This is a genomic window from Pseudoalteromonas sp. APC 3694, from assembly GCF_030407565.1.
GTDB classification, from domain to species: Bacteria; Pseudomonadota; Gammaproteobacteria; order Enterobacterales; family Alteromonadaceae; genus Pseudoalteromonas; species Pseudoalteromonas tetraodonis.
This window is the reverse complement of the sequence record NZ_JASDDE010000031.1, coordinates 12994-25517: the sequence shown is the minus strand read 5'-3', so window position 1 is coordinate 25517 and position 12524 is coordinate 12994. Positions and strand designations below refer to the sequence as shown.

Annotated in this window: 11 protein-coding genes and 1 pseudogene; 6 read left to right on the top strand and 6 right to left on the bottom strand. The window is 41.0% G+C overall.

The features are described 5' to 3' along the window. Nucleotides 1-263: 263 nt before the first annotated feature. Nucleotides 264-695: pseudogene (locus QMA00_RS11710) on the top strand (CheB methylesterase domain-containing protein); the annotation flags it as partial. A 3-nt stretch (nucleotides 696-698) separates the two neighbouring features. On the opposite strand, the gene QMA00_RS11705 reads toward QMA00_RS11710, so the two are convergent. Beyond that, the gene (locus QMA00_RS11705) at nucleotides 699-1724 is read right to left on the bottom strand and encodes a polysaccharide deacetylase family protein (RefSeq protein ID WP_076922641.1); all 1026 of its coding nucleotides are present in this window, start codon (nucleotides 1722-1724) and stop codon (nucleotides 699-701) included. On the opposite strand from QMA00_RS11705, the gene dinF reads away from it, so the two are divergent. After that, nucleotides 1704-3038, top strand: a complete 1335-nt coding sequence (gene dinF, locus QMA00_RS11700; protein WP_076922642.1) for an MATE family efflux transporter DinF — start codon at nucleotides 1704-1706, stop codon at nucleotides 3036-3038. The genes QMA00_RS11705 and dinF overlap by 21 nt on opposite strands. A 4-nt stretch (nucleotides 3039-3042) precedes the next feature. Here dinF and QMA00_RS11695 read toward each other — a convergent pair whose 3' ends face one another. Together QMA00_RS11695 and nfuA are read right to left on the bottom strand one after the other, a co-directional pair. Next, on the bottom strand, nucleotides 3043-3312 hold the full coding sequence (locus tag QMA00_RS11695) for a hypothetical protein (RefSeq protein WP_016900082.1): 270 nt from the start codon (nucleotides 3310-3312) through the stop codon (nucleotides 3043-3045). Nucleotides 3313-3325: 13 nt separating this feature from the next. Then, entirely contained in the window at nucleotides 3326-3901 is a 576-nt protein-coding gene (nfuA, locus tag QMA00_RS11690) for a Fe-S biogenesis protein NfuA (RefSeq protein WP_076922643.1), read from the bottom strand. A gap of 146 nt (nucleotides 3902-4047) precedes the next feature. Between nfuA and QMA00_RS11685 the strand changes: the two genes are divergently transcribed. Next, complete coding sequence (locus QMA00_RS11685; RefSeq protein ID WP_175610055.1) at nucleotides 4048-6597, top strand: M14 metallopeptidase family protein; 2550 nt, start codon at nucleotides 4048-4050, stop codon at nucleotides 6595-6597. 2 nt (nucleotides 6598-6599) lie between these two features. Here the strand turns inward: QMA00_RS11685 and QMA00_RS11680 are convergent, their stop codons facing one another. Next, on the bottom strand, nucleotides 6600-7277 hold the full coding sequence (locus QMA00_RS11680; RefSeq protein WP_076922644.1) for a phosphoribosyltransferase family protein: 678 nt from the start codon (nucleotides 7275-7277) through the stop codon (nucleotides 6600-6602). A 74-nt stretch (nucleotides 7278-7351) separates the two neighbouring features. On the opposite strand from QMA00_RS11680, the gene bioH reads away from it, so the two are divergent. From bioH to QMA00_RS11665, 3 genes are all read left to right on the top strand, one after another. Further along, complete coding sequence (bioH, locus tag QMA00_RS11675; RefSeq protein ID WP_076922645.1) at nucleotides 7352-8089, top strand: pimeloyl-ACP methyl ester esterase BioH; 738 nt, start codon at nucleotides 7352-7354, stop codon at nucleotides 8087-8089. Between the two features lie 92 nt (nucleotides 8090-8181). Continuing rightward, complete coding sequence (locus QMA00_RS11670; RefSeq protein ID WP_076922646.1) at nucleotides 8182-8490, top strand: hypothetical protein; 309 nt, start codon at nucleotides 8182-8184, stop codon at nucleotides 8488-8490. Between the two features lie 6 nt (nucleotides 8491-8496). Then, entirely contained in the window at nucleotides 8497-9354 is an 858-nt protein-coding gene (locus tag QMA00_RS11665; RefSeq protein ID WP_076922647.1) for a putative metalloprotease CJM1_0395 family protein, read from the top strand. Between the two features lie 62 nt (nucleotides 9355-9416). Here QMA00_RS11665 and QMA00_RS11660 read toward each other — a convergent pair whose 3' ends face one another. Together QMA00_RS11660 and QMA00_RS11655 are read right to left on the bottom strand one after the other, a co-directional pair. After that, complete coding sequence (locus tag QMA00_RS11660) at nucleotides 9417-11741, bottom strand: Tex family protein (RefSeq protein ID WP_076922648.1); 2325 nt, start codon at nucleotides 11739-11741, stop codon at nucleotides 9417-9419. Between the two features lie 168 nt (nucleotides 11742-11909). Continuing rightward, nucleotides 11910-12488: a CBS domain-containing protein gene (locus tag QMA00_RS11655; RefSeq protein ID WP_076922649.1), complete on the bottom strand. Its 579-nt coding sequence runs from the start codon at nucleotides 12486-12488 to the stop codon at nucleotides 11910-11912. Between the last annotated feature and the right edge of the window lie 36 nt (nucleotides 12489-12524).

Genomic DNA, 12524 nt, shown 5'->3' with positions numbered 1-12524 from the left:
GCTTATGGCACTTTTGCGAAGTTCGGTTTGAGCGAAAACCAAGTATTAGGATAGGCTGGAATTCAGCCCTATAATCGTAAATACTGAAATTCTACCTATTCTTTATGTACGTACTGACGATAGCGATTTGCCAACGGCAGCCTTAAACACACATAATCCTTAACTTCTATGTCATCGTATGGTTGTATTTTATGTCGGGGAATGGTTGCAGGTTATTTTTAAGTGATTGATATGTATATTCGGTGTTTGTCACGCTTTGATTTCAGCGACAGCGCACCTGTACCATTAACGTAAAAGAGGCACAACAAGGCGATAAGCTGGTAGCAGGATGCGCTTATATAGCTCCCGGCGGGCTACATTTACGCATTAGCAAACAAGGTAGTGCATTATATTGTCAGCTTGATGATGGTGAGCCTGTAAATAGGCATAAGCCCGCAGTAGATCTACTGTTTAACTCATTACTTGAAATTGGTGCTAAGTATATTGTTGCCACACTATTAACCGGTATGGGAAGTGATGGCGCGAAAGGTTTACTGGCGTTAAAACAACAAGGGGCTTATACATTGGCACAAGATGAGTTTTCGTCTGTGGTATGGGGAATGCCCAAGGCTGCTATTGATATCGGGGCTGCAAATGAGGTCGTACCGCTGGATAAAATGACCCAGCGGTTATTAAATCAAGTGATTAAAAAATAGAATTTAATTGATCACCCAAGGCTGTGAAAACCAATAATAACTGCCTGCTTTTTTTATTGATGGGGCGGTGCAGTTAAAGCGAGAGCGTCCTTTATTAAGCTGCTTTGGCGAGGTCACCTCAACCGTATTATCGTTTAACCAATTTAAATTAGCTTGTCCAATGCTTGATACATAACAGGCAAATTGGCTTTTATGAAAGTCATCAGTCTCTAGATTTATAGTTAACGACGGTGGATTTTGTGTGGTTACACTATCTTTATAGGTTAGTTTATTAATAGTAAAAGCAGTTGAATTGAGTTTGGTAATTAACGTATCTAATTTGCTATAAAAACCAGATGCGGGAAAACGTGGTAAACGGCTAATATTAGAATGTTGATTAACTGCACCGGAGTGCTGACCAATGCCAATAAAGCCTAGTTCAGTAACGAGAGCTTGTAGCTGATTGTTAAACTCTCCGTATGGATAGGCAAGGTATTTATAATCGTGGCCTATTTCTTCTTTAATACGCTGCTGTGAACTAAGAATGTCGTTTTTAGTGCGTTCACGCCATTGGCTTTGTGTTTCATTTTCGCGCTTTTTATGCAGATAGTTATGCTCGGCACTATGGTTGGCAATAAGGGCGCCTTTTTTTGCAAGCTCTCTGAGCTTATCCCATCCCATCACATAACCCGCTTGTTCATCAATGAGTTTTGGGTTTACAAAAATAGTGTACGGATAGCCAAATTTCTCAAGAATAGGCGCAGCTTGTTCGTAGTTATTGCTGTATCCATCATCAAAAGTAATCGCGAGCGTTTTATCGTCTAAAGCCTTACCTTGTTTTAATGCGCTAATCAGCTCGTTTAGTGGAATAACGTTAAAGTTATGCTCTTTTAAATAATTTAAGTGTTTAGTAAAAGTGTTGGCGCTTACACTGGTCACCGCGGGAAGGGTTTCACTGACGTGATGATACTGTAGAATAACAGCTGCTTGCGCACGTAAAGAACCACAAATCAGGAACAATAATACTAAATGAAACAATTTCTTATACATAATAAAGCACACCATAAAAGCTTGTTGTTGTTAGCCGGTCCAATGATATTATCAAATATTACTGTGCCGTTGTTAGGAATTGTTGATACGGCAGTGATTGGTCACCTGGGGAGTGCGCATTATTTAGCGGGAATTGCCTTAGGTTCTACCGTGACCTCCATTTTATTTTGGCTTGCTGGTTTTTTAAGAATGAGCACCACTGGGCTGGTGGCACAGGCTTACGGTAAAAATGATTTAACTCAGCTGGCAGCTTTACTCAAACGCAGTTTGTTATTGGCCAGCAGCGTAGCTCTAATTCTGATTTTATTATCCCCCCTTATAAAACACGCCATTGCGTATTTATCTGCTGCCAATAGTGGTGTGCTCAATGAGGCCTATCGGTATTTTAGTATTCGTATTTTTAGCGCCCCAGCAGCGCTATGTAACTTAGTATTATTAGGCTGGATGCTCGGCGTTCATTATGGGCGAGGGCCATTTTATTTATTGTTAGTCACTAATATTACCAATATTGTACTCGACATTTATTTTGTAGTTTATCTTGATTGGGCGGTTGCAGGGGCGGCTTGGGCATCATTAATAGCGGATTACACGGCTTTAATTTTTGCTTTGCTGTTAGTGGTTCAGCTAGCTAAAAAACAGGGCATAAGTTTAGCGGTTGCAAATTGGTTTAGCATAGAAAAAATGGCAGGATTATTAAGTTTAAATCGCGATATTTTTATTCGCTCTTTAGTGTTGCAGTTATGCTTTAGCTTTATGACCTTTTATGCTGCACGTATAGGTGAAACTACATTAGCAGCCAATGCGGTACTACTCAACTTTTTAATGTTGGTCAGCTTTGCGCTTGATGGAATTGCCTATGCAAGCGAGGCAAAAGTAGGCCAAGCGAAAGGTCAACAAAGTGTTGAAAAGATAAGGCTATGGGTAAAAATAAGCGTATTTTGGGGCATGTTGTTTGGCATTTTGTATAGTGTATTTTTTATATTATTTGGCAGCTCCATTATAAAGCTGTTGACTAATGTACCTGAGGTTATTGAAGAAGCTACTCATTACTTACCGTGGGTAATTGTGCTGCCAATTTTAGCGATGAGTTGTTTTTTGTTTGATGGTATATTCGTTGGTTTAACACGTGCTAAAGCAATGCGAAATAGTATGCTGTTATCGGCGACAATAGGTTTTTTTGGGGTGTTTTGGCTATTTAAGGAGTGGCAAAATAATGGCTTATGGTTGGCAATGAGTTGCTTTATGTTAATGCGGGGTGTAACACTTATAATTAAATATCAGCAGCTAAAAACTAATAATCAATTACTTGATTAAACCGTTATTTCCACAGATCGGGGTCGTTATTTTTGGCAGGGATGTTTTTCAATACTTGTGAAAAACGATTGGCAAAAATACCCGCGTAGCCCCAAAATGCAAAAAACAATGCCGGCGCTAAAATTACTATGCCAATGACTTGTAAACTATAATGACTGTAATAACCCAAAGTGATAAATATCACGGCCAGCACAAACAGTGCTAGGCCGCGAAAAAAGCGCTTTAGACTCAACTTAGGGTCGCTCCCTAAGCGGTAAATGAGTGGCTTTAGCATATTGGGTTAATACTTAGTAATAAGAGTGCTCGCCAGCTTCGTGATCGGTTATGTCAGCCACACCGGTGATCTCATCAAACTTAGCAATCATTTCTTTTTCAATGCCTTCTTTTAGTGTGACATCAATCATAGAGCAACCATTACAACCACCACCAAATTGAAGCACAGCAACACCAGCAGCGGTGATCTCTACTAAGCTTACTTGACCGCCATGATTTGCAAGTTGTGGGTTAACTTCTGTTTCTAACATGTGTTGAACGCGTTCACTTAAACTAGCGTCTTCACCTAGCTTACGTGCTTTAGCATTAGGCGCTTTTAGAGTTAGCTGCGTGCCCATTTTGTCAGTAACAAAATCAATTTCAGCTTCGGCTAAAAAAGGCGCGCTTTCGGCATCAACAACAGCGTCAAAACCGTTAAAGTTTAGGCGAATATCGCTCTCTTCTACCGCGTCTTCTGGACAATAAGAAACACCACATTCAGCTTGTGATGTACCAGGATTAACAACAAACACACGAATATTCGTTTGTTGAGATTGATCTGCTAATAGCTTAGCAAAATGCGCTTGCGCTGTTTCGGAAATTGAAATCATAAAACCGTCTATACTTGACTAAATTACTCGGATACTGCATATCATACTCCGCTCATCGTGTTGCGGCTAGTGTTGAGCGTAAAAAGTTGGCATCTATTTTAAGCAATGGTAGCGTGCAATTAACAAACATTTTTAGAGTTATTTATATGCGGTTTATATTTACAGTAATGGTGATACTAGCCAGTTTTTCAAGTGCGGCAAAGCCCCTGTCGTATTATTTTGAGCAACAGGTTGAATTTGATCCCAGCATTCCAACACCTGAAAAAGTACTTGGTTATCAAGTGGGTGAATGGCATGTAAGGCATGATCAGCTTGTACGCTATATGGAAATTTTAGCTCAAAAAAGCGATCGAGTTAATTTTGAAGTAATAGGTCGTACCCACGAGCAGCGCCCACTAGTTATGCTCACTATTACCGCAGCTAACAAACTAAAAAATATAGAACAAACTCGCCAAGCACATTTAGCTCGTCTAAATAACTCAAACAATAAATTAGCAGAGCAGCCAAGCGTTGTGTGGATGGGTTATAGCGTTCATGGTAACGAATCGTCAGGGAGTAATGCTGCCTTGCTAGTGGCTTATTATTTAGCAGCCGCGCAAGGTGATGAAATAAATGAGCTACTTAACAACACGGTGATTTTACTCGACCCGTCGCTTAACCCAGACGGCTTAGCACGTTTTGCTAATTGGGCTAATAGTAATCGTGGAATGAACTTATCGTCAGATCCGCAAACGCGTGAGCATGTAGAGAGCTGGCCAAGTAGCCGTACCAATCATTACTGGTTTGATTTAAATCGTGATTGGCTTTTACTGCAGCACCCTGAGTCGCGAGCGCGTATAGCCAAGTTTCATTATTGGAAACCTAATATTTTAACTGACTTTCATGAAATGGGACCAAACAGTAGCTACTTTTTTCAACCAGGGATCCCAAGTCGTAAACACCCCATTACCCCTGAAGAAAATGTGAGCCTAACCAAAGCAATTGCAAATTATCATGCAAAAACTTTAGATGAAAACAACGCACTGTATTTTACAGAAGAAAGCTTTGATGACTTTTATTATGGCAAAGGTTCAACTTACCCTGATGTAAATGGTGGTGTCGGCATTTTATTTGAACAAGCAAGTTCTCGTGGCCATATTCAAGAAACGATCAATGGCCCGCTAACTTTTGCGCGTACGATTAAAAACCAACTTTTAACGAGTTTATCAACGTTTAAAGCAGCGATTGATAACCGCCAAGCTCTACTTGAGTATCAGGCTAACTTTTATAACAAAGCGGTTGAGCTTGCCAAAGATGAAGACTATCAAGGTTATATTGTTCAAGGTGGGGAAGACAAAACACGTACTAACGATTTTTTAAGCATACTTAAACAGCACCAAATTAATGCTTATCCAGTTAAAGAGGGACTAAAAGCTGAAGGTAAAAACTTTACCGCTAATAGCTATTTTGTGCCGCTTGCGCAACCACAATACCGATTAGTTAAAGCTATTTTTAGTGAACAGCAAAACTTTGCCGATAACACTTTTTACGATGTATCAGGTTGGACATTAGCGCATGCGTTTAATTTACCATTTGCTAAAGTAAACAGCCGCTGGGGATTAGAGGTTGATACTACGGCTTGGCAAAAAGCAAAACAGCCTGTTTTAACGCCGCTAACTAAAAACTATGCCTATGGATTTGCTTGGGACGACATGCTTGCCCCAAAAATGCTCAATAGTCTGTTACAGCAAGGTATTAAAGCACGTGTTGCATTAAAACCATTAACCGCAACATCAACGAGTAATGAGATAAATTTTGATGCTGGCAGTATTATTATCCCTGCAGGACTGCAAACAGAGACTGATTGGGTGGCAAAGCTAAATCAAGCACAAAGCCAATTTGATATTGAAATTAAGCCAATTACCACAGGCTTAACCAGTAAAGGTGCCGACTTAGGCTCGCGCTCTATGGCGGTTGTTTCTGCGCCTAAGGTGTTATTAGTTGGCGGTAAAGGGGTTAGCCAATATGAAGCAGGTGAAGTGTGGTATTACCTAGATCGCTTTGTAGGCGTAGCGCCTACCATTGTTGAAATGAACCGTTTAGCGTCTTTAGAGCTCAGTAATTACAGCCATATTGTTTTGGCGCATGGCGATTATTCGACGTTATCTGATACCGACAAAGTGGCAATTAAAAGCTGGGTGAGAAAAGGAGGCGTTATTTGGGGTCATAAAGGCGGGGCAAAGTTCTTAGCTGATCAGCAGTTATTAAAAGCAAACTACTTATCACGTAAAGATGTTGCCAGCGCATTTGATACTCAAGGTTTAAAATATGCAGACAAAGACCATCTAGCGGGTCGCCAGCGTATTGCAGGCGCTATATTTAATACTGATGTAGATACAACGCACCCACTGACGTTTTCATTTAAGCGTGACACACTGCCAGTATTTAAAAACAGTACCTGGTTACTTGAAGCCTCTCAAGCGCCGTTTGTAAATATACTCACCTATACACAACAGCCGTTACTTGCTGGTTTTACTGATGCAGTTAATGTAGAGCAAGTGGCCGGCGGTGCTGCGCTAGTGGCTCACTCTTATGGTCGAGGTAGTGTGATTGCGATGACAGACAACCCTGTATTTAGAGGTTACTGGTATGGCACCAGCCGATTATTAAGTAACGCTTTATTTTTCGGTCATACCTTTCGTGTCAGTGGTAACTAAATCTAAAGTGGCGTTAAACAGGTCGTAAAAGCCCAGACTTGTTTAGCGCCCGCTTCTTTTAGCGACAAGGTGGCTGCATTGAGTGTTGCACCTGTGGTCATAATATCATCAATAATGACCACCGTTTTACCCTCTAAATTGGTAGTACATGAAAAAGCCTGCTGTAAATTTTTTATCCGCTTTGTTTTGCTCAGTTGTGACTGTGCCGAGGTGTTTTTATTGCGTATTAAAACATTATTCAAGACCTTAAAGGATGACAAACAAGGCTGCCATACTTGGGTAACCTGATTAAATCCTCGACTAAAAAAACGCGACTTGTGCAAAGGTAAAATAATAAATACAGCAGCAGCTAAATGCTGTTTATTAGTAAAAATAGTAAGTTGTTTTTTGATGACTTGCTGCAGTGCTTTTTTGTAATGAATTTGATTATTAAATTTGAGTTGTTTTAGCCATAAATCAAAAGGGGGTTGATAAAAAGCGCAGGCAAATAATTTCTCAAAGCTGCAGTTAGGAAACATTTCTACAATATCTGGGCGGTAAAATAAATTGTCATACTCAGCCAAATCTAGCAAAGGCAGGTCATCTAAACAAAACTGACATAGTCCCAGTGAGCTGTGTATCTGATTCTGACACAACACGCAATACGAGGGAAACAGCCAATCAGTTAGGCTAAGTTTCATTCGCTGATTCTCCTCATTACAAACTCCCCCTAAAACGCTATCATAGATTTAAGTTTGGTTAAGGTTAGGCAAATATGCAAAATGAATGTGTGTTGTTGCATGGTTGGGGAATGAACCAAGGCGTGTGGCAGTTAATAAAACCAGAATTAGAATTTTTATATTCTGGTAAAGTACGTTGTTTAGACTTACCTGGTTACGGTGGTCATGATGTCTCTTTGGTTCCGTATACTTTACATGATGCAGCTCAGCTGGTGAGTGAGCAGTTAACACCGCAATCGGTGCTAATGGGATGGTCTTTAGGTGGGTTGTTTGCTATTTATATTGCCAAACATTGGCCAGAAAAAGTATCAAAAGTCATTTTAGTTGCCTCAACGCCCTTTTTTGCAGAGCAATTACCATGGGCTGGCATTAAGCCTAAAGTATTAAAACAGTTCAAAGAGCAGTTGTTGCAAGAGCGTTCAAAAACGATAGAGCGCTTTTTGGCGATTCAAGCGATGGGCAGTGAGTCGGCGCGAGATGATGTAAAACAGCTAAAACAACTATTGAGTCAGTCACCGCCGCTGAGTAACCAAGCATTAAGTGCGGGGTTAGATATACTGCAAAGTGAAGACTTACGTGAATTATTTTCTCACTGTCCCGTCGCGATTAGTGGAATTTTTGGGCGTTTAGACTCTCTCGTTCCTTATCGAGCAATTGAAAAAATGGTCGCACTTAATTCTGGCTTTGAGTACGAAGTGATAGACAAAGCATCCCATGCGCCATTTATTTCTCATAAAAATGAATTTTTATCTGCCGTTAAATCAATGCTTTGAAGCAAAGCCATGAATACAGCGGTTTAAAGCTTTATTTTGCGTGATTTTTGAGCGATAATTAGACAATATTTATTTGGTGGAGGTTTATTATTATGCCGATTGGATCTGTATTTAATAGCGGTGTTGAAGGGTTTAATAGAGCCAGCCAAGGTATTGAAAAGGCCAGCGCTGAGATTAACCGTGCCAGCATAGAGCAGCAAGATGATTCTCAATTAGCGCAGCAACGTCAATTAACGGCTGCTCGCCCTGTAGAAGCCGTAACCGCGCCGGTATCTCAACCTGCACGAATTGATGATGCATTAGTAAACTTAAAAGTTGAAGAGTTTAATGCCAAGGCTAACACGCAATCAATTCAAACTGCAGATGATGTACTAGGCACTTTAGTTGATATTAAAGTGTAATTCCTCATGAATATCGTCACGCCGTTTCCGTCTATCAATATAAACACTGCAAATGTTTATACGGAGACTGCTCGGCGTGACAATCAGTTACGTGAAGTCATTCCCCCAGCCGCTGCAAATACCGCCGGTAGTACTGAAAACAAAGCTCAAAGTGATGCAGAAAAAGCCAAACTACCTGGTAACAGCGATAGTTCAACTTATACTGCAAGCGGCAAAATTGCAGACAACAAAACTATTGAACAACGCGAAGGCAATGCTGATAGTGATCAAGATGATGCCGAGCAAGAAAAACAGCAAGCTGCCGAAGAAGTTAGTGAGCAAGAAGAGCTTCAACTTGAGCAAGAACAGCAACAAATTAAAGAGCTCAAAGCTCGCGATACCGAAGTGCGAACCCACGAGCAAGCGCATGCCGCTGTTGGTGGACAATATGCCGGTTCACCCAGTTACGAATACCAAAGAGGCCCCGATGGCACTAATTATGCCGTAGGTGGTGAAGTACCGATTGATGTTGGGGTTATCAATGGCGATCCGCAAGCAACCATCGATAAAATGCAAACGGTACGTGCTGCTGCACTAGCACCAGCAGAACCCTCAGGTGCCGACAGAGCGATTGCGGCAGACGCCACACAGAAAATGGCTGCCGCACAAGCTGAGTTAGCTTCAGCTGATGACGAAGACAGCAGCGAAGATAAAAGCAGAGTCAGTGCGTCGTTTTCTAATAGTGAAAGTTCAGAAGTAAAAACCGCTAAAAGCGAAGAACAATCGCGTGATATTGAAGTTGAAGCGCGTGCAGGACGCATTGCTAGCTTTTATCAACTGGCCACATCCCCCGCGATTCAGAGCGAATTTTCAGCGCAAATTTAGCTGATTAAAAATAAAAAAAACCGCCTAGGCGGTTTTTTTTATTTTTAAATATATCGTTTAAATTACTTTTTCACTTTTGCGTTAGCAAAGGCGTCAGCAAAGGCATTCCCCATCATCGCATTGCCTGTATCGCGTTTAGGTTTAGGCGCTCGTGCTTGGTTGGTATTATTGCTGCGAGGCTTTTGCGGTGCCGCAGCTGCTGCTTTATTGCTGGTGTCTATGTCGTCATCTAGGCGCATAGTAAAACTAATGCGTTTACGGGTAGCATCGACTTCAACCACTTTTACTTTAACAATGTCACCTGCTTTAACCACCTCGCGTGGGTCTGAAATAAACTTGTTAGTAATAGCTGAAATATGTACGAGTCCATCTTGATGAACACCCACATCAACAAATGCACCAAAATTAGCAACGTTAGAAACCACACCTTCTAAAATCATACCAGGCTTAAGGTCACTAATTTTTTCAACACCGGCTTTAAACTCCGCGGTTTTGAATTCAGGACGTGGATCGCGACCTGGTTTATCAAGCTCGCTAATAATGTCAGTCACGGTTGGTAAGCCAAATTTATCGTCAATATAGTCGTTTGCAGCGAGTTTACTTAAAAATTCACTGTTACCAATTAAGTTATTTACGTCTACCTGATTATGTTCACAAATACGCTTAACGATTGGGTATGCTTCAGGGTGAACTGATGAGTTATCTAGCGGATCGCTGCCATTATTAATGCGTAAAAACCCGGCCGCTTGTTCGAATGCTTTTGGCCCTAAGCGTTCTACTTTTTTCAACTGACTACGTTTTGTAAATGACCCATTCGTGTCACGGTAGTTTACAATGTTTTGAGCCAACGTTTTGTTTAAGCCAGAAACACGTGCAAGCAAAGGCACTGAGGCCATATTTAAATCAACCCCAACACTGTTTACACAGTCTTCTACTACAGAAATTAGGCTTTGCCCAAGTTGGCTTTGTGATACATCGTGTTGATATTGGCCTACACCGATAGACTTAGGCTCTATTTTAACTAGTTCAGCTAATGGATCTTGGAGGCGACGTGCAATAGATACTGCACCGCGTAAAGATACATCTAAATCTGGGAACTCATTAGCGGCAAATTCAGACGCAGAATACACCGAAGCGCCGGCTTCACTGACCATAATTTTATTCAGTTTAAGCTCGGCATTGGCTTTGATAAGTTCGCCAACCAGTTTATCTGATTCGCGAGAAGCAGTGCCGTTACCAATCGCAATAAGCTCAACTTTATGTTGGCGACATAATTGCTCGAGCGTACGCAGTGATTTATCCCAATGATTTTGGGGTGCATGTGGGAAGATTGTTTGTGTAGCGAGCAGTTTTCCTGTGCTATCGACTACCGCAATTTTACAACCAGTACGCAAGCCAGGATCTAAACCAAGTGTCGTGCGAGGGCCTGCAGGCGCTGCCATTAATAAATCTTTTAAATTTTTAGCAAATACGTCAATGGCACCGGTTTCGGCTTTTTCACGCATTGCGGCTAAAAACTCGTTTTCTAAGTGTAGCCCAAGCTTAATTTTCCATGCCCACTGCACCACAGTTAATAACCATGCACTAGCAGGTTTGTTTTTAATATCTAGGCGGTAATGATCACTGATCATTTGGGCACATAACTGGGCTGGATTTTCAACACTTGGCTCAGGATTAATCGTTAACTGTAAAATGCCTTCATTACGTGCTCTTAGCATGGCTAACGCACGGTGCGAGGGCACTTTTTTTAACGGTTCTTGATGCTCAAAGTAGTCTCTGTATTTAGCACCTGCTTGTTCTTGCCCATCAATTAACTTACTCTCAATCGCCCCATTTTGACTAATATGGCTTCTAAACTTAGCGAGTAATTTAGCGTCTTCAGCAAAACGCTCCATTAGAATAAATTTGGCACCATCAAGGGCTGATTTTGTATCAATAATGGCTTTATCGGCATTAATATAGTGAGCAGCTTCAGCTTCTGGGTCGAGCATTGGGTCGTTAAATAACGCATTAGCAAGAGGTTCTAAACCGGCCTCAATAGCGATTTGACCTTTAGTGCGACGCTTTGCCTTATAAGGCAAGTATAAATCTTCAAGCTCGGTTTTACTTTGCGCTGCTTTTATATCAGCTGCTAATTCCCCGGTAAGCTTATTTTGAGATTCTATCGTCGATAGAATAAAGCCACGACGCTCTTCAAGTTCACGTAAATAAGATAAACGTTGTTCTAGAAGGCGTAGTTGGGTGTCATCTAATCCACCGGTCACTTCTTTTCTGTAACGGGCAATAAAGGGGACGGTTGCGCCTTCATCAAGTAACTTTGTTGCTGCAACCACTTGTTGCTGCTGTGCATTTAGCTCAGTTGCTAAACGTGCAGAGATATCGCTCATGCAAAAACCTTTTAATACAAAAAATAAGACCAGCTAAGAAGTTAACTGATGCGTCAATGTCTTGAATAATATCACAGGGGAAGGTAATAAAAAGCTCTTAAAGCAAGCTATTTTACTTGCTTTAAGATGCCATTACTGGGGTTGGAACTATACTAATAAAAAGCTGATTTAGTGAGGGTGCTCTATACTTTCGAGTACTTCACTAAATGTGTGCGCTATTGGACTAATATGAACAGGAATTTGCAGCTTACGTGCTATATCGCGTGCTGAAATTAAACCACTTATTTCATTATTAGCCGCAGTGACTAATAAAAACATAGCGCCATGATGCTCCATAGTTTGCAGTGCATCACCAATGCATGAGTAGCTTAAGCTTTTCATACTTACACCCATTAAATTACTTAGCGGTGTCATTAAATAGCGCAAGCTAATTTCACTACGAGGCAAGCCTAAACGCTGTGCTAAAATCATGATTTTTGAGCTTTGTAAATCAGCACTCGCCACTATACCTATTAGCTTTTGCTGCTCATCAGTTACCAAAATAAAATCAGAGCGTTGAGTCGTTAACTGTTTTGACGCTTGTTCAATTGTCATATCAAACGATGCACGCATCGGGCTTGTATCAGTAAAACTAGTCACCACTTGTGTAGCAGGTGAAGTTAAATCAATGACAGCTTCATTAGTAAATGTATTCGCAATAGTGCCATGAGAAATATCTTGGGTACGGAGTTCTTTAAAGTTAGACATAATATCCACCTAATTAGTTATAAAATTTAATAATGT